Here is a 17,993-nt window from a genome sequence, read left to right as displayed (position 1 = left end):
TTAAGCCTTGCTCAAGGTGATGGACGCGCCATACGGCGGCAACGCGGCGGTGAGGTCCTGGGCCGCTTCGATCCAGACCGCGCCGTCCGGCACGGCAATGTCGACCACCAGCGGCAGGCATACGTCGTTGATACGCACTTGACCGCCGTCGACCAGCGCCAGTCGCTGGGCCTCCAGCGCGTTCAGGCGCACCGCCGGGGCGCGATTGAGCGGGTGCGCGTTCAGCGCCGTGGCCCGCCGCAGCACCGCATCGCTGCGATAGATCGGCCAGGTGGCAAGACGAGTCAGGCCGCCAGCGGTCGGGCGCGTGGCCAGACCGCTGCGCGGCGTCACCGCCCGCTCGCCGATGCCGTCGCGCAGACCGGCAAGATCGTCGAACTCGAATCCGGCCAGTTGCAGCGCGCCGCCCAGTGCGCGCAGCACCTTCCAGCCCGGCCGGGTCTGTCCGGCGGCCTTGGCGCCGGCGCCGACGCCCTGGGCCAGGCCATCCACGTTGACCAGGGTGGCATCGATCTCCGGCAGCAACGCGATCGGCAGGATCACGTCGGCCACCTCGCGCAAGGCGGCACTGGCGTAGGCGCTGAACGCCACCACCTGTTCCGCCTCGTGCAGCGCCTTCAACGTGGCCGCGCCATCGGCAAAATCATGCGGCGGCTCGACGCCATACAGCAGGTAGCTCTTGCGTGGCTGGGCCAGCATCGCCTGTGCATCGAGCCCGCCGTTGCCTGGCACGACGCCGAGTCGGGCCAGCCCGATCGCATTGGCACCGACCGGCAATTCGTTGTAACCGGCGCCGGTGGCGTCGGCGATGAACCGGGCGATCGCCCGCAGCCAGGACGCCTGCGGATGGGTTACCGCCGCTTCGCCGAGGATCACTACCGCCCTGCCCGACTTCAACGCGGCAATCGCGTCATCGTCACCCTGATCGCCCTGCGCCGCGTCGATCGCCCCGGCCAGTGCCGCAGGTGCCGTGGTGCCCGCGCTGACGGCCGCCCTGGCCAAGCCCAGCAGCGCATCGACCATCGCCTGTGGCGCCACGATCGACTCACCGGCCAGCGCGTAGTTGAAATCGAAATGCGCCGGGTTGACCGCGTACACCCGGGCGCCCAGCTTGGTCGCCTGATGCACCCGATGATTCAGCAACGGCATCTCGTAACGCAGGTCCGAACCGACCAGCAGGGCCGCCCGGATCTGGTCGACTTCCGCCACCGGCAGCGCAAACGGCTGCGCCACGGCGTTGTCGGCGAAGTCGAGCTGGCGCACGCGATGATCGACGTGGGCGCTGCCCAGCCCGCGGGCCAGCCGCATCAGCAGATCGCCCTCCTCGTTCGAGGTCGCCGGGTGCACCAGCACGCCCAGGTCGCTGCCCGGCGCCTTCTTCAGCGCCTCGCCGGCAAACTGCAGCGCATCTTCCCAGCTGGTCGCCTGCCATTGCCCGTTGCGCTTGACTTCCGGTGCGCTGATGCGGTCGTCGGCATACAGGCCCTGATGACTGTAGCGATCGCGATCGGACAACCAGCACTCGTTGACCGCCTCGTTGTCGCGCGGGACCGTGCGCAGCACCTCACCGCGGCGCGTGTGCAGCCACAGGTTGGAACCGAGCGCATCGTGGTAACCGATCGACGGCTTGGCGATCAGCTCCCACGCGCGCGCCTTGAACTGGAACGGCTTGTTGGTCAGCGCGCCCACCGGGCAGACATCGATGATGTTGCCGGACAATTCGGTCTCGACCGTCTTGCCGATGTAAGTGCCGATCTGCAGGTTCTCGCCACGGCTCATGCCGCCGAGCTCGTAGGTGCCGGCGATCTCGCTGGTGAAGCGCACGCAACGCGTGCACTGGATGCAGCGGGTCATCTCGGTGGCGACCAGCGGGCCGAGGTTCTCGTCGGCCACCGTGCGCTTGCGATCGGTATAGCGCGACACGCTGCGGCCATAGCCCAGCGCCACGTCCTGCAGCTCGCATTCGCCACCCTGATCGCAGATCGGGCAATCCAGCGGATGGTTGATCAGCAGGAACTCCATCACGTCCTTCTGGAATTTCAGCGCCTTGTCCGAGCGCGTCATCACCTTCATGCCCTCGGCCACCGGCGTGGCACAGGCCGGCTGCGGCTTGGGCATCAGCTTGCCGCCCATCTCCACATCGACCAGGCACATGCGGCAGTTCGCGGCGATCGGCAGCTTGCGGTGGTAGCAGAAACGCGGGATCGACACGCCGATCGCGTCGGCGGCCTCGATGATCATGGCGCCCTTGCGGATCTGCGTGGGCTTGCCGTCGACCTCGATGTTGAGCAGGTCGGTTGCCTGGGTGGTCGGTTGCGCACTCATGCGGCGACCTCCCGGGTGGATTTCGCAAGCTGGTCTTCGGTCATCGAGCGGCCGTGTTCCACAAAGTATTCGAATTCGTTCCAGAAACGCGCCAGGAATCCCTGTACCGGCCACGCAGCCGCTTCGCCGAACGCGCAGATGGTATGACCCTCGATCTGGCCGGCCACGGCCTTCAGGCGATGCAGGTCATCCTGGGTGCCCTTGCCTTCGACGATGCGCGTGAGCACGCGATACATCCAGCCCGTGCCCTCGCGGCACGGCGTGCACTGGCCGCAGGATTCGGCCATGTAGAAACGCGAGATGCGGTGGCAGACCTTGACCATGCATGTGGTCTCGTCCATCACGACGACGGCGCCGGAACCGAGGCCGGAACCGGCCTTCTGCAGGCAGTCGTAATCCATCGTGCTCTCGAGCATCACGTCGGCCGGCAGCACCTTCATCGAGGAGCCGCCCGGGATCACCGCCTTGAGTTGGTGGCCGTTGCGCACGCCACCGGCCATGGCCAGCAGATCCTTGAAGGAGGTGCCCAGCCGGACCTCGAAATTGCCCGGCTTGTTGACGTGGCCGGACACCGAGAAAATCTTCGGGCCGCCATTGTTCGGCTTGCCCAGATTGAGGAACCAGTCGGACCCGTTGCGCATGATCGCAGGGACCGAAGCATAGGTTTCCGTGTTGTTGATCGTGGTCGGCTTGCCGTACAGACCGAAGTTGGCCGGAAACGGCGGCTTGAAGCGCGGCTGGCCCTTCTTGCCTTCGAGCGACTCCATCATCGCGGTCTCTTCGCCGCAGATATACGCGCCAGCGCCCAGCGCGGTATGGATGTCCACGTCGATGCCCGTGCCCTGCACGTTCTTGCCCAGCAGACCCGCCGCGTAGGCTTCCTTCAGCGCTTCCTCGAAGTGCTCGTACGGCTCGTGATGAAACTCGCCGCGCAGGTAGTTGTAGGCGACGGTGGAGCCGGTGCAGTAGCAGGCGATCGCCAGGCCCTCGATCACCGCATGCGGGTTGTAGCGCAGGATGTCGCGGTCCTTGGCCGTGCCCGGCTCGGATTCGTCCGAGTTGCACAGGATGTACTTCTGCATGTTGCCCTTGGGCATGAACGACCACTTCAGCCCGGTCGGGAACCCCGCGCCACCGCGGCCACGCAGGCTGCTTTTCTTCACTTCGTCGATCAGTGCCGCCGGGTCGGGCTTCTCGGCAAGGATCTTGCGCCAGGCCTTGTAACCGTCCACCTGCTCATAGCTGGCCATCGCCCACGGCTTGTCGAAATGCAGCGTGGTGTAGACGACCTGGTGTTCCTGGGGTGCGGGTCCGACTGCCATGGCTTACTCCAACCCGTCCAGAATTTCGTCGAGCTTCTCGGTGGTGAGGTGCTCGTGGTAATGCCCGTTGACCGTGGCCGCCGGAGCGTAGACACAGGCAGCGATGCATTCCTCTTCCTGCTTGAGGTACACGCGGCCGTCCGGCGTGCTCTCGCCGAGCTTGATACCCAGCTTCTTCTCGCAATGCTTCACCAGACCCTCGGCACCGTTGAGCCAGCACGAGATGTTGGTGCAGATCGCCACGTTGTTGCGCCCCACCGGCTTGGTCTCCAGCATCGAGTAGAAGCTGGCCACCTCGTAGGCCCACACCGAGGGCAGGTCGAGATATTTCGCCACCGCGGTAATCAGCTCGTCGGTGAGAAAGCCCTGGTTCTGCTCCTGCGCGACAAACAGACCCTGGATCAGCGCCGAGCGCTTGCGATCCGGCGGGAACTTGGCCACCCATTCGTCGATGTGATGGCGGGTGTGCTCGGTGAGTACGACGAGCGGATCGACGTTCCTGACCTGCTCGAAATGTCCGGTGGCTTTCATGCGTTTCTCCGTCGTGCCGGCTCAGCGATCCACTTCGCCGAACACGAGGTCATAGGTTCCGATCATGGCCACCACGTCGGCGAGCATGTGGCCGCGCACGATGGTGTCCATGGAAGACAGGTGGGCGAAGCCCGGGGCGCGAAGATGCGCGCGGAACGGCTTGTTGGCGCCGTCGGAAACCAGGTAGCAGCCGAACTCGCCTTTCGGCGCCTCGACCGCGGCATAGGTCTCGCCGGCGGGCACGCAATAGCCTTCGGTGAACAGCTTGAAGTGATGGATCATGGCTTCCATGTCCTCCTTCATCTCGACCCGCGACGGCGGCGCGACCTTGAAGTTCTGCACCATCACCGGGCCGGGGTTCGCCCGCAGCCATTGCACGCACTGGCGGATGATCCGGTTCGACTGGCGCATTTCTTCCACGCGGCACAGGTATCGGTCGTAGCAGTCGCCACCGACGCCCACCGGGATGTCGAAATCCATCTCGGCGTACTTCGCGTACGGCTGCTTCTTGCGCAGGTCCCATTCGACGCCCGAGCCGCGCAGCATCACGCCGGTCATGCCCCACTGCTGGGCCAGCTCCGGCGAGATCACGCCGATACCGACCGTGCGCTGCTTCCAGATGCGGTTGTTGGTGAGCAGTTCCTCGTACTCGTCCACCTTCGACGGGAAATCGGCGGTGAACGCATCGAGGTAGTCCAGCATCGAGCCTTCGCGCCAGCTGTTGATGCGCTTCAGATCCTGGCCCTTGTGCCACGGCGACTCGCGGTACTGCGACATCTGCGCCGGCAGGTCGCGATAGACGCCGCCGGGGCGGTAGTAGGTCGCATGCATGCGCGCGCCCGATACAGCCTCATAGACGTCCATCAGCTCTTCGCGCTCGCGGAACGCATACAGGAACACCGCCATCGCACCCAGATCGAGCGCATTGGAACCGATCCACATCAGGTGGTTCAGGATGCGGGTGATCTCGTCGAACATGGTGCGGATGTACTGGGCACGCTCCGGCGCCTCGATCCCCAGCAGGTTCTCGATGGCACGCACGTAGGCATGCTCATTGCACATCATCGAGACGTAGTCGAGCCGATCCATGTAGCCGATCGACTGGTTGAACGGCTTCGACTCGGCCAGCTTCTCGGTACCCCGGTGCAGCAGGCCCACATGCGGATCGGCGCGAACGATGGTCTCTCCGTCCATCTCCATCACCAGACGCAGCACGCCGTGCGCGGCCGGATGCTGCGGGCCGAAGTTCATCGTGTAGTTGCGGATTTCCTGCATGCTCAATTCTCCCGCCAGTGGTCGGCGGCTTCGGCCCTGGCCTGCATCAGGTCGGCGTCGTTGCGGATGGTGCGCGGTACCAGCACGCGCGGCTCGATCGACACCGGTTCGTAGATCACGCGCTTCTGTTCGGGGTCGTAGCGCACCTCGACATTGCCGATCAGCGGGAAGTCCTTGCGGAACGGGTGACCGACGAAACCGTAGTCGGTGAGGATGCGGCGCAGATCGGGGTGGCCATCGAAAAGGACGCCGTACAGATCGAATGCCTCGCGCTCGAACCAGTTCACGCCCGGCCACACCAGGGTCAGTGACGGCACCATCGGCAGGCTGTCGTCCTCGCAGAACACGCGCAGGCGCAGGCGACGGTTGTGCGCGATCGAAAGCAGCTGGATCACCACCGCAAAGCGGCGCGGCTGAGTGATGCCACGCGGGCGCTCGGCCCAGTTGAAGCGGCCCTGTGCCTGGCCCTCGACGCCCCGCGAAAAACCGGTTCCGGAAACGGTCTCGGTATCCCACTCGGTCTGGCCATAACCGAGATAGTCGATGCCGCACAGGTCGATCAGCTCGCTGAAACGGAACGCCGGCTCGTCGCGCAGGGCCGTGGCCACCGCGATCAGATCGGCGGCGGCCAGTTCGGCGGTGATTTCGTTGCGTTCCGTGCTGATGGTCAGCGTGTCGCCGAATCGCGCGGTGAGGTGCTCGGCCAGCGAGGTCGCAGATGTATCGGACATTTCAGTGCCTCACGAACGCGCGATGGTGCTGGTACGGCGGATTTTCTTCTGCAACTGCAGGATGCCGTGGATCAACGCTTCGGCCGTGGGCGGGCAGCCCGGCACGTAGATGTCGACCGGCACGATGCGATCGCATCCGCGCACCACCGAATAGGAATAGTGGTAGTAGCCGCCGCCGTTGGCGCAGCTGCCCATCGAGATGACCCACTTCGGCTCGGGCATCTGGTCGTAGACCTTGCGCAGGGCCGGCGCCATCTTGTTGACCAGGGTCCCGGCCACGATCATCACGTCCGACTGGCGCGGGCTCGGCCGGAAGATCACGCCGTAGCGGTCCAGGTCCAGGCGCGCCGCGCCGGCATGCATCATTTCCACCGCGCAGCAGGCCAGACCGAACGTCATCGGCCACATCGATCCGGTACGCGCCCAGTTCATCAGCTCGTCCATGCGTGCCGTGGCAAAACCGCGCTGGACCACCGGGTTGTCGCCGGCCGGGCGCAGGATGTCGTCGACCACGTTCAACGGCTCCGGGTTGTGCATCACCCGGCTGACGGAATCGATCACTCCCATTCCAGCGCTCCCTTCTTCCACACGTAGGCAAAACCGATCACCAGCAGCAGCAGGAACAGCCCCATCTCGATCAGCGCGATCAGCCCGATCTGCTGGAACACCACCGCCCATGGAAACAGGAAGGCGATTTCCAGGTCGAAGATGATGAACAGGATGGCGAGCAGGTAATAGCGCACATCAAAGCGCATGCGGGCGTCCTCGAATGCCTCGAAGCCGCACTCGTAAGGCGCCAGCTTCTCAGCCTCGGGGCGGCGCGGACCGGCCAGCAGGCCGACTGCCAGCAATACCAGGCCCAGGCCGCTGGCAACGCCGATGAACAACAGAACAGGCCAATATTCGGCAAGCACGATGCAACGTACCTCCGCGCCGTCAGGCGCATCAGTGACCGTGAGGACTTCAGTCCCACCAACTCACGATCCGGCGATTTCGATTCGGCAGGCCCGTGCGGCCATGGGCCGCCCGAGCATGCTTGGACGGCTGAAGCCGCAAGCACCCGATGTTCCGCGAGATGAGTTCGCGAATCCGGTTATTGTATCAGTGCGCTTGGGTACAACAAGCCTTGACGGCCGATCCGATGCGGATTAACGCCGATGTATTTGCGACCGGGCGGTCGCGGCGTCACATGGTGTGGGTAGCGCGCTCGGAGGTCAGCGTGCCGGCCAGAATATTCTCGATCCGACTGCGCGCCGCCTCGGCGTCACTGGACTCGTTGAAATGGATGCCGATGCCGGCGGTACGGTTGCCCTGCGCACCGACCGGGCTGATCCAGACCACCTTGCCGACCACCGACAGCCGCTCGGTCTCCTCGGCAAGGGTCACCAGCAGCACCACCTCGTCACCCAGCGCATAGGATTGTGCCGTCGCCGCGAACAGCCCGCCATGCCGGAGAAACGGCATGTACGCGTTGTACAGCGAGGCTGCGTCCTTGATTTTCAATGAAATGATGCCCTGACGGGCAGCCATGGGTTTCATGCTGGGCTCCAGCCGGACGTCCTGAGCGTCCGGTCATTGAGGATGATCTTAGATGTTGTGCGTCGGCTGTACCACTGTTGCCGCATTCCCCCCGAACGCAAGCGGCGACCTCAACGCCCGTCCGGCTGATCGGCCAGCAGCGACTGTCGCTCGTTGACCAGGCTTCCCCACGATGCCGGCGGCGCCCAACTGGCCACCCACGCCGGCACTGCTTCGCCCGGCATCGGCCTCGAGATCGAGAACCCCTGCAACTGGTGACAGCCCAGCGAGGCCAGCAGATCGCCCTGCTCCGCCGTCTCGACGCCTTCGGCAATGACCATCTTGGCCAGCATGCGCGCAGTGGTGATGACACCCGCTGCAATCGCCATGTTGCGCTCGTCATCGAGAATATCGCGCACGAAGCTCTGGTCGAGCTTGATGTGTTCGATATCGAGCTGCTGGATGTGGCTCAGCGAAGCCGAGCCCGTCCCGAAATCGTCGAGGCCGACGCGGATGCCCCGCCGGCGGCATTCCTCGATCACGATCTTGGCGCGTGCGTGATCCATGCTGGGGCCGGTTTCGGTCACCTCGATGCCGAAACCCACATCCATCACATCGGGATAGGTTTCCAGCACCGCATCGATGTCATTGAAGAAGGCCGGATGCAGCAGATGGCGGGTACTGATGTTGATCGAGACCGGAATCGACACCCCGGCCCGCAGCCATGACTGGCAGTACCTCAGCGCTTCATCGAGCACATAGCGGCCGATCGGCCGTGCCAGTTGCGGGTCGTCCAGCACGTGCATGAAATTGGCGGGCTCGATCAATTCCTTGCCGCTGTCATTGAGCCGCAGCAGCGCCTCCATCCCGGCCACGCCCTGTGACCCGGCCAGGCCATCGATATAGACGATCGGCTGGAATACCAGTTGCAGATGGGACCGCAGCAGGGCCTGGGCGATCCGTTCGCGCATCGCCTGCAGCCGCTGCAGCTCCATCTCCATCGCCGGCTCGTACAGCAGGCCGCGATCCTTGCCCTCTTCCTTCGCGGCGTACATGGCCATGTCGGCATGCCGCACCAGACCTTCGGAGTCGGAGGCGTCGAGCGGATACAGGGTCCAGCCGATGCTGGCGGACAGATAGAGCTGCTCATCCATCAGGTTGAACGGTGCGCGCAAGGCCTGCAGGATGCAGCGGCTGATCACGTCGAGCTGCTCGCGGCTGTCGAGACCGTAGATCAGCAACGCGAATTCGTCGCCGCCAAAGCGGGCCAGCACATCGGCTTCGCGCAACATGCCGAGGATTCGCGCCGAAGCTTCGGCCAGCACATGATCGCCGCCGCCATGTCCGATCGTGTCGTTGACACTCTTGAACCGATCGAGGTCGAGCACGCCGATGGCCAGCAGGGAACCCTCGCTGGCGGCTCGCTCACGCGCCTGCCCCAGCAACTCGAACAGCAGGCGCCGATTCGGCAGGCCGGTGACAACGTCGTAGAAGGCCAGTCGCTCGACCCGCGCCTCGTGCATTTTCTGCTCGGTGATGTCGCGCTGCTGCCATATCCGTCCCTGCAGGACTCCGTTGATCCTGATCGGGGTGAAATCGCGCAGGAAGATGCGCCCACCCTTGATGGCGACTTCGTCGCCCCTGACCGGCTCGTTCCTGTCCACGATGGCCTTGACCCGCGCGATCTCGCGGTCAGGGTCCTCGTAGACCTCCCTGATCCGTGCATAGATGGTCGATGCCGGGCAGCCTTCGAGATCCGCTGGCGATTGCGCGAAGCCATACAAGGCACAGAACGCCTCATTGACGAATTTGACGACCCCGTCGTCGGAGATCACCAGCAGGCCGGCATGCTGGTTGGAAAGGATCGTGCGAAAGTGCTCCAGGTTGAATTGCAGATCCTGCTCGGCGACGCGTCGGGCGGCCCGCGCCCGCTGGATCTGCATGCCGAGCCCCAACTCGACCGCCATTTCCTGGAAGACCTGGGTCTCGACCGGCGTAAACGACTCGGACTGGGTCGCACCGATGACGAAGGTGCCCACGATGACGCCATCCACCCGCAAGGGCAGCGCGAGTATCGCGTGCAGGTCGGGAATGCTGTCACCCAGGGGCCAGTCCCGGGACACGTCGGTCGGCAGGTGACAGATGCTGGGCTGGCCGGTCGACAGGGCGATCACGGCCGCGTCCTCGCGACGCTCGGGATCGGCCAGGATACATCGCTGATCCGCGACGACCTCCCCCGGAAAACCGGCGCGTGCGCGCAGTCGCAGAACGCCCGGGTCATCGTCCTCCAGCAGGCCGATCCAGGCGAAACGATATCCACCGGCATCATGGGCCACGTCACAGCTATCGGCCAGCAGGACCTGCTCATCGGTGCTGCGCGTGACCACCTTGATCATCTCGCTGAGCAGGCGCAAGGCCCGGCGCTGGCGTGCCTCTTCGCGCACCGCCCGCAGCAGCATGCGACGCTGCGCGTGTGCCTCGAGCCCCAGGCCGATGCTGGCGCCAGCCTGTCGCAGCAACTCGATCATCTGGGTGGAAAAGAAGCTGGCGTGGGACGAACGGATCACCAGCGCCGCACTTACCTCACCGAATTTCATCACGGGTACGGCGACGACGGAGACCACGCCATGCCGGACATACGCCTGCCGGTGCATCTCCAGGCCCGGCGCGTGGCGGATGTCCGATTCCAGTTGCGGTATGCCCTGCCAGAACGTCGGCTGTGCCACCGCGAACGGCAGGCGCTCCGGATAGATGTCCTGCATGCCGGCGGGCACCTCGGCCGGGGCGATCCGGCGAAACCAGCCAGTGGCGTGATCCACCTCGCCGACCATGACCAGCAAGGCTCCGATGCGTCGTTCGAGTACCTCGATGATCGCCTCGTAGAGTTCCAGCGGCTCGAGCGAACGCACCAGCAGCTGGCCAATCTCCGACAGCGCCGCATAGAAGCTTTCGCTGGATGCGGCCACTGCCCCGGCGTTGACCTGCATCGAATGTGGACCCTGATTGTGCATTCACGAGACCAGACAGATGATGAAACCATTCACGGCTGCCCTGATCCGGCGCACCCGTCTCACCTGTCCGACCGCCAGCCAAAGGTGAGGCCACGCGGCAGGATGGGGTGATGGGTAGTGCAGTGATCGTATTCCCCTCACGTCCCAAGCTAGCTCGGTCAATCAGGCTATGCAAGGCCAGTGTCAGGGAGACGGCCGGCAACCGGACAGTGCGCACCATCCCCAGTGGTCGAATATCCACAGCGAAGGCAGGGTGAAGGCCAGCCTCGCAAAACCCGGACATGCCGTCGCCGCGACCGGGAGCGACAATTGAAACGACCCCGACCGGTCGCGCTGCAACGGTGCGTCGCGCCAGCGCCAGGTTTGCGCTCCCGTCGGGCTGACCACGCTCAAGCGCAGCCATGGCCGCACCCACGCCCAGGGTTGCCACGGCAAGCTCGCGGTGGACCCTTCCGCGGTTTCCGACACCACCGCATAGCGCTCGGGGCGAGCAGCCAACCGGTGCATGCGTTTGCCGCTCAGGGCCATCTGGCTGCGATGAGCCGCAAGGGCTGCTCGCTTGTTCGCCAATTGCCCGTCGGTGGCGTGGATTTCGAGGGGACTGGTGCCCGGGTCATGACCGTGCACCAGATACGCCAGCAATGTCGGCCGCGTCGCCCGGCCGGCCAGGGCCAACCGCACCAGCACGTGCGCCGAACCATGATCGGGATGGCGGTCATCCAGGGAGGGCATCGCCAGCAGACTGGGCTGAAACTGCTCGATCGCCGCCGCAAGCGTCGGCACCGCGTCGCTGCCCGACCGCAGCAGCATCCCGGTCACGCCGAGATCGGGCCAGCCCAGCAGTTGCAAGGACTGCGGCGGCACGCCAAGACACGCCAGAGCCTGCAGTATTTCGGCGTGCCGGCGACGCCCCCATCGCTGTCGATCCGCCGCGCCGATCCACAAGCGCCGCTCCAGCCAGCGTTGCGGCCAGGGGTTGTTGTCGCCGGCGGTCAGCAGCAGGATCCGGACCTCGCCACCGGCCGCCTGCACCTGCTGGATCAACAGGCCGGTCGCGATGGTTTCGTCATCCGGATGCGGTGCCACCACCAACAGACGAGTCTGCGCTGAAAACGCCGGCAAGCCGCGCTGCGGGGTGACGGCCATCAACGCCACTGTGCCAGCAGTTCCAGCAGCAGGAGGTCGCCGCGCAACGGCCCGCGCAGGCTTTCTCGGGTGCGATTGACCGCGTTGTACCAGTGACCCAGTGCCTCGACATCCATCGCGCTGGTCAACGGCCCGGCCGTCTCGGTCGCGCGCGCCCGGATTTCGTCGGCGGCAGCCTGGGCAGCAAACCACAGCCGTTGCGCCGGCTCGCTGTCCAGCCAGCGCTTGACCACTTCCTGCGGCTGACCGCGGCCCGCGGCGAGCGCCGCCAGATCCTTGCGCACCTCCTGTCGCCGATCCAGCGCACCCTGCTGCGCCCAGATGCGGGCCAGTCCCGGATTGCCGCCGGCGGCAATCAGCGCCGCCTCCGCATCCCGTACCCCTTCCGTCCGCAACCAGGCCAGCGCGACGGCGGAGTCAGGCAGGTGGAACTCAATTCGCTGGCAACGGCTGCGGATGGTCTGCGGCAACCGCCACGGCGCGTCGGCCAGCAGGATCAGCATGGTCTGTGCCGCCGGCTCCTCCAGCGTCTTCAGCAGCGCGTTGGCCGCGGCCGGATTCATCGCATCCGCCGGATCGATGGTGACCACCTGCCAGCCGCTGAACTGGCTGCTCATCGCCAGCCGGACCGACAGTTCGCGAATCTGGTCGACCACGATCTCGCTGCGCTGCACGCCGTCCTTGCGCAGGCCGAAACTCAACGAAAGCACGTCCGGATGCGTGCCCGCCGCAATCAGCAGGCAGCTGCGGCAATGCCCGCACGGGTCGCCTTCGGCCGGCTCGGTGCACAACAATCCCTGCACGAAGCGCTGCGCGAATGCCCGCTTGCCCAGGCCCGCCGGGCCGCACAGCAGCAGGGCATGCGCCAGGGCGTCGCGTTGCCGCCGCGCCTGCAACCGTGCCCAATGCTCGGCATGCCAGGGCAAACCGCTCATGGACGCACCTCCGCCACCAGCGTGGCCAGCGCCCGCGTGGCGGCCTGCAACACGGCGGCCGGCGACTGGCTGGCATCGATCACCCGGAACCGCTCCGGTTCGGCCGCCGCACGTTCGCGATAAGTCGCCCGCACGCGCTCGAAAAACGCATCGGCCTCGGTCTCGATCCGGTCGGCCTCACCGCGCCCGGCGGCACGTGCCCGCCCGGTGGCCACCGGCAGGTCGAGCAGCAGGGTCAGGTCGGGCTTCAGCCCGTCGCAGGCCCATCGCTCCAGCTCCGCGATGCGCTCGAGCGGCTGGCCGCGGCCGCCGCCCTGGTAGGCATAGCTGGCATCGGTGTAGCGATCGCACAGCACCCACTGTCCCGCACGCAAGGCCGGCGCGATGACCTCGCGCACCAGTTGCGCGCGCGAGGCGAACATCAGCAGCAGCTCGGTCTCGGCAGCCAGGCCGTGCTGCGCCGGATCGAGCACGATCGCGCGCACCGCCTCACCCACGCCGGTGCCACCGGGTTCGCGGGTCTGCACCAGGGCGATGTCGTGCTGTTCGAGGTAATCGCGCAGGCCGGCCAGCAAGGTGCTCTTGCCGGCACCTTCGCCACCTTCGAGACTGATGAATTTGCCTTGCCCGGCGATCATCGGCACCGCTTCCGCTGGTAGCAGTCGACGTTGCGGTTGTGTTGCTCCAGCGAGCTGGCAAACACATGCCCGCCATCGCCACGGGCGACGAAATAGAGTGCGTCGCCGGGCGCCGGATGCAGCGCCGCCTCCAGCGCCGGCTTGCCCGGCAGCGCAATCGGCGTGGGCGGCAAGCCGGCACGGGTGTAGGTGTTGTAGGGCGTGTCGGTGGTGAGATCGCTCTTGTGGATATTGCCGGCGTAGCTCGCCCCCATGCCGTAGATCACGCTAGGATCGGTCTGCAGCAGCATGTGGTCGCGCAACCGCCGCACGAACACCCCGGCGATCTGCGCACGCTCGTCGGCCCGGCCGGTTTCCTTCTCCACGATCGACGCCAGGATCAGTGCATCGTACGGCGTGGCCAGCGGCAGGTCCGGGGCGCGTTCCGGCCACAGCGCAGCCAGTGTCCTGACCATGGCGCCATGCGCGCGCTTGAGGATATCCAGGTCGCTGTCGCCCTTCACATACGCGTAAGTTTCCGGCAGGAAACGCCCCTCCGGTGCCTCGCCGCCGGCACCGATTTTCTGCATGATCGCGGCATCGTCGAGCCCGGCGCTGTCGTGCCGCAACTTCTCGGCCCTGGCCAGCGCCTGGCGCAACTCGTTGAAGGTCCAGCCGTCGACGATCGTGAAATCGCGCTGCAGGACCTTGCCCGCCGCCATGTTGGCGAGCAGCTGGCGTGGTGTGAGGCCCGGCGCGAGTGCGTACTCGCCCGCGTGCAGCTTGCCGGCCACATGCATCTGCTCGGCCAGCAACCGCCAGTACAACGGGCTGGCCGCGCTCAGCTTGCGCTGGCGCAGTTCGGCGACGATGTCCTTGAAGCTGCTGCCGCGGCTGATGTCGACGCTGTCGCCCTGCGCGGCCACGTTCAGCGGGGCGCTGCTGAAACGATTGAAATCATTCCACCCGTAAAACAGCGCACCGACCACCGCCAGCAGCACGATCAGCAGCAGCAAGCGCGGCAGCACCCGTCCACGCATCGGTTCGTTGTTCATCCACCCTGCTCCATCGAAAATCCCAGATTGCGCCAGTGTTGCTGCAGTTGCCGGGTCAGCGCACCCGGCTCATAGAGCCGCCCGGCCACCGACTGTACCGGCAGGATGCCGCGTACGCTCGAACTGAGAAAGACTTCCGTGGCACTCAGCAGGGCATCCAGGGACAACTCGCCGACCTTCGCCTGCGGGCAGGTCGAGAGCACTTCGGCACGTGCCACCCCGGCCACGCCGCAACGATCCACTGCCGGTGTCAGCAGCACGCCGTCGATCAGCGCGAACAGGTTGGCCATGGTCGCCGAAATCACCCGGTCGTGGCTATCGCGCAACAGGCCTTCGGCGATCGCCGGGTCAGTCCATTCCGCCCGCGCCATGACTTGCTCGAGCCGGTTCAGGTGCTTGATCCCGGCAAGCAGCGGTTGCTCGGCCAGCCGGATGTCGCACAGCCTCACGCGCACGCCGAACTCATGAGCCTCCTCGGCGATGCGCGGCGGGGCGAATGCCGCGACCACCCGCGTCGGCCGGACCGTCGCGGGCGCAGCGTAGCCGCGCTCGCCCACGCCGCGGGTGATGGTGATGCGCAGCACCGATTGCGGCATGTCGTGCGTCGCCTGCAGCGCCTCGCGCCACAACTGCGCCGCATCGGGCAGCGGCAAGCGCAGGCGTTCGCAACCCTCGCCGAGCCGCTGCATGTGACGTGACCACAACGGCGCCACCGCCCCGACCAGCCGGATGCTTTCAAACAGGCCATCGCCATACGCCAGGCCACGATCCAGCGCCGAGATCTGTTCGGCCGGCTCGCCGTTGACCAGCATGCGCACGGTCATCAGTCCGGTACTCCCAGCGCACGCAGCAGGCCGCGCGCCTTGGCGCGGGTTTCATCGAGCTCGCTCGCGGCGACCGAATCGGCAACGATGCCGGCGCCCGCGCGCAGGCTGACTTCATTGCCAGCCAGGGTCAGGGTACGGATCAGGATGTTCAAGTCGAGGTCACCATTGCGATCCAGATAGCCCAGTGCGCCGGTATAGGCACCACGCGGTGCGTGCTCCAGCCCGGCGATGATTTCCATGCAGCGCACCTTGGGACAGCCGGTGATGGTGCCGCCGGGAAAGGTCGCCGCGATCACTTCACCCGGCGTCACCCCGGCACGCAGGCGCCCTCTTACATTGGAGACAATGTGGTGAACGTGGGCGTAACTCTCCACCGCCATCAGCTCGTCGACCTCGACCGTGCCCGGCACGCAGACCCGGCCGAGATCGTTGCGCTCCAGGTCGATCAGCATCACATGCTCGGCGCGCTCCTTCGGGTGCGCGCTCAACTCGCGGATGCGTGCCAGTTCGTCATCGCCGGGCAGGCGCGGGCGGGTGCCGGCGATCGGCCGCGTCTGTGCCAATCCCCGGCGTACCTCGACCAGTCGCTCCGGCGAGGAGCTCACCACCGACCACCCCGGTTGCTGCAGCAGGCCGGCAAACGGCGCCGGATTGGCACGGCGCAGCAGCGCGTACAGTGATGCCGGCGTGGGCGACTGCGCATAGCAGGCGCGCCAGGCCCGCGACAGGTTCGCCTGAAAGATGTCGCCGGCATAAAGGTGCTCGTGAATGCGTGCCACCCCCTCCAGGAAGAGTTCCGGTACATCCTCCTCCCAGGTGACCGGAGCGGCCAGCGCGGGAATCTCAAGCGGTGCGGCGGCAAGATCGGCCTCCAGCGCGTCCAGCAGGTTCTCGTGGCCCGCTTCGGCGACCAGGATCGTGCAGTCGCTTGCATGGTCGACGATCACCGCGGCCGGGCAGCGCACGGCCAGCGCCACCGGCAACACGGAGGGTGCCGACAACTTCAGCGTCGGCTCGATTTCTCCAGCCAGCTCGTAAGCCAGCAGCAGCACCCAGCCGCCGTGGAATGGCAGTTCGTCATCGGCCGGCGGCAATCGCCCGGCCTGCCAGGCGGCATCCAGCGCATCGAGAAAGCGTTCCCCGGGCAACTGCCCCGAAGCATCCTCCAGCTGGCCATCGCCATGCAGGGTGAGCCGATCGCCCGGGAACGCAAACAGGATGTCGTAGCGCGACTGCGCGGTACCGCGCACCACGCTTTCCAGCAGGCAAGGATAGCGTTCCGGAAACGCTGCGGCCGGCGCGAGCAAGTCGCGCCGGCCGCTCAGGACACGGCGATGGCAGGTCACGCTCAGACGCGACGGAATGCCAGCGTGCCGTTGGTGCCGCCAAAACCGAACGAGTTGGAAATCGCCACGTCGAGCTTCGCCTCGCGCGCCGTGTTCGCCACGAAGTCCAGATCACAGCCTTCGCTCGGCTCATCCAGGTTGATCGTCGGCGGCAGTACCTGATCGCGCAACGCCAGGATCGTGAAGATCGCCTCGACGCCGCCGGCCGCACCGAGCAGATGCCCGGTGGTCGACTTGGTCGAGCTCATCGCCAGCTTGTAGGCATGGTCGCCGAAGACCTTCTTCGCGGCCATCACCTCACCCAGGTCGCCGAGCGGGGTCGAGGTACCGTGGGCGTTGACGTATTGCACCTCGGTCGGGGCGATGCGGGCGTCGTCCAGCGTGCTCTGCATGCAACGCGCCGCGCCTTCGCCACCCTCGCTCGGTGCGGTCATGTGGAAGGCGTCGCCGCTCATGCCGAAGCCCGCCAGCTCGGCGTAGATCCGCGCACCGCGCGCCTTGGCGTGCTCGTACTCTTCCAGCATCAGCACCCCGGCGCCGTCGGACAGCACGAAGCCGTCGCGGTCCTTGTCCCATGGCCGGCTGGCCCGGGTCGGGTCATCGTTGCGGGTGGACATCGCCTTGGCCGAACAGAACCCGGCCATCGCGGTGCCGGTGGTGGCGAACTCGGTGCCGCCGGCGATCATCGCATCGGCATCGCCGTACTGGATCATCCGTGCGGCCAGACCGATGTTGTGGGTGGCCGTGGTGCAGGCGGTGACGCAGGCGATGTTCGGCCCCTTCAGGCCGAACATGATCGACAACTGACCCGACACCATGTTGATGATCGAGCTTGGCACGTAGAACGGCGAGACCCGACGCGGTCCCTTCGCGGCCAGTTCGAGCGTGGTGGCTTCGATCGTGTACAGCCCGCCGATGCCGGCGCCGACCGCCACGCCGATGCGCGGCGCATTCGCCTCGGTCACTTCCAGCCCGGAATCACGCAGGGCCTGCGTGCCCGCCGCGACGCCGTAATGGATGAACGGATCCATCTTCTTGACGTCCTTGAGCGGCATCCATTGCGATGGATCGAAGCCGCTGACCTGGCCTGCAATGCGCGTGGAATAGGCGGAGGTATCGAAATGGGTGACCGGCCCGATACCGCTCTCACCCTTGAGAACACGCTCCCAGGCGGTGGCGATGTCGTTGCCGACCGGCGAAATGATACCCATGCCGGTGACTACTACTCGACGCTTGCTCATGCTGTCTTCCTTCGTGATTCCGTAAATCCGTCGTCGGCGGCTGCTTTCGCGACGCGGATCGCAAATACGTCATCCCAATCGGCAGGGACACACCCCGTACACCATACGGGGTC

General features: G+C 66.0%; 16 protein-coding genes. All 16 read right to left on the bottom strand.

Annotation, left to right across the window (positions count from 1 at the left end; genetic code table 11):
* Positions 1 to 2,325, bottom strand: coding sequence for an NADH-quinone oxidoreductase subunit NuoG (gene nuoG, locus ACFPPA_RS07005; RefSeq protein ID WP_377318616.1), 2,325 nt, complete (start codon positions 2,323 to 2,325; stop codon positions 1 to 3).
* Complete coding sequence (gene nuoF, locus ACFPPA_RS07000) at positions 2,322 to 3,647, bottom strand: NADH-quinone oxidoreductase subunit NuoF (RefSeq protein ID WP_377318614.1); 1,326 nt, start codon at positions 3,645 to 3,647, stop codon at positions 2,322 to 2,324. Before nuoF ends, nuoG begins: the two co-directional genes overlap by 4 nt.
* A gap of 3 nt (positions 3,648 to 3,650) precedes the next feature.
* Positions 3,651 to 4,178, bottom strand: coding sequence for an NADH-quinone oxidoreductase subunit NuoE (nuoE, locus tag ACFPPA_RS06995; RefSeq protein ID WP_377318612.1), 528 nt, complete (start codon positions 4,176 to 4,178; stop codon positions 3,651 to 3,653).
* A gap of 21 nt (positions 4,179 to 4,199) precedes the next feature.
* Positions 4,200 to 5,453, bottom strand: coding sequence for an NADH-quinone oxidoreductase subunit D (locus tag ACFPPA_RS06990; protein WP_377318610.1), 1,254 nt, complete (start codon positions 5,451 to 5,453; stop codon positions 4,200 to 4,202).
* A gap of 2 nt (positions 5,454 to 5,455) precedes the next feature.
* Complete coding sequence (locus tag ACFPPA_RS06985; protein ID WP_377318608.1) at positions 5,456 to 6,184, bottom strand: NADH-quinone oxidoreductase subunit C; 729 nt, start codon at positions 6,182 to 6,184, stop codon at positions 5,456 to 5,458.
* Positions 6,185 to 6,193: 9 nt separating this feature from the next.
* On the bottom strand, positions 6,194 to 6,751 hold the full coding sequence (locus ACFPPA_RS06980; RefSeq protein WP_377318606.1) for a NuoB/complex I 20 kDa subunit family protein: 558 nt from the start codon (positions 6,749 to 6,751) through the stop codon (positions 6,194 to 6,196).
* Complete coding sequence (locus tag ACFPPA_RS06975; RefSeq protein WP_377318604.1) at positions 6,742 to 7,098, bottom strand: NADH-quinone oxidoreductase subunit A; 357 nt, start codon at positions 7,096 to 7,098, stop codon at positions 6,742 to 6,744. Before ACFPPA_RS06975 ends, ACFPPA_RS06980 begins: the two co-directional genes overlap by 10 nt.
* Before the next feature lie 271 nt (positions 7,099 to 7,369).
* Positions 7,370 to 7,723, bottom strand: a complete 354-nt coding sequence (locus ACFPPA_RS06970) for a PilZ domain-containing protein (RefSeq protein ID WP_377318602.1) — start codon at positions 7,721 to 7,723, stop codon at positions 7,370 to 7,372.
* A gap of 110 nt (positions 7,724 to 7,833) precedes the next feature.
* Positions 7,834 to 10,713 (bottom strand): putative bifunctional diguanylate cyclase/phosphodiesterase, encoded by a 2,880-nt coding sequence (locus ACFPPA_RS06965; RefSeq protein WP_377318600.1) that lies wholly within the window; start codon positions 10,711 to 10,713, stop codon positions 7,834 to 7,836.
* A 183-nt stretch (positions 10,714 to 10,896) separates the two neighbouring features.
* Positions 10,897 to 11,859 (bottom strand): PIG-L deacetylase family protein, encoded by a 963-nt coding sequence (locus tag ACFPPA_RS06960; protein ID WP_377318598.1) that lies wholly within the window; start codon positions 11,857 to 11,859, stop codon positions 10,897 to 10,899.
* Positions 11,859 to 12,794 carry a DNA polymerase III subunit delta' gene (holB, locus tag ACFPPA_RS06955; protein ID WP_377318596.1) on the bottom strand — a complete coding sequence of 312 codons (936 nt, stop codon included), beginning with the start codon at positions 12,792 to 12,794 and terminating at the stop codon, positions 11,859 to 11,861. The genes ACFPPA_RS06960 and holB overlap by 1 nt, the downstream gene beginning before the upstream one ends.
* Positions 12,791 to 13,432: a dTMP kinase gene (tmk, locus tag ACFPPA_RS06950; RefSeq protein ID WP_377318594.1), complete on the bottom strand. Its 642-nt coding sequence runs from the start codon at positions 13,430 to 13,432 to the stop codon at positions 12,791 to 12,793. The genes holB and tmk overlap by 4 nt, the downstream gene beginning before the upstream one ends.
* Positions 13,429 to 14,466, bottom strand: a complete 1,038-nt coding sequence (mltG, locus tag ACFPPA_RS06945) for an endolytic transglycosylase MltG (RefSeq protein WP_377318592.1) — start codon at positions 14,464 to 14,466, stop codon at positions 13,429 to 13,431. Before mltG ends, tmk begins: the two co-directional genes overlap by 4 nt.
* Positions 14,463 to 15,290, bottom strand: a complete 828-nt coding sequence (gene pabC / locus ACFPPA_RS06940) for an aminodeoxychorismate lyase (protein WP_377318590.1) — start codon at positions 15,288 to 15,290, stop codon at positions 14,463 to 14,465. The genes mltG and pabC overlap by 4 nt, the downstream gene beginning before the upstream one ends.
* Positions 15,290 to 16,639, bottom strand: coding sequence for an aminodeoxychorismate synthase component I (locus tag ACFPPA_RS06935; RefSeq protein ID WP_377318588.1), 1,350 nt, complete (start codon positions 16,637 to 16,639; stop codon positions 15,290 to 15,292). The genes pabC and ACFPPA_RS06935 overlap by 1 nt, the downstream gene beginning before the upstream one ends.
* A gap of 2 nt (positions 16,640 to 16,641) precedes the next feature.
* Positions 16,642 to 17,880, bottom strand: a complete 1,239-nt coding sequence (fabF, locus tag ACFPPA_RS06930; RefSeq protein ID WP_377318586.1) for a beta-ketoacyl-ACP synthase II — start codon at positions 17,878 to 17,880, stop codon at positions 16,642 to 16,644.
* Between the last annotated feature and the right edge of the window lie 113 nt (positions 17,881 to 17,993).

The sequence above is a fragment of the Rhodanobacter ginsengisoli genome (assembly GCF_042657065.1).
Classification (GTDB): Bacteria; Pseudomonadota; Gammaproteobacteria; order Xanthomonadales; family Rhodanobacteraceae; genus Rhodanobacter; species Rhodanobacter ginsengisoli.
This window is presented reverse-complemented; position numbering and strand designations above follow the sequence as displayed.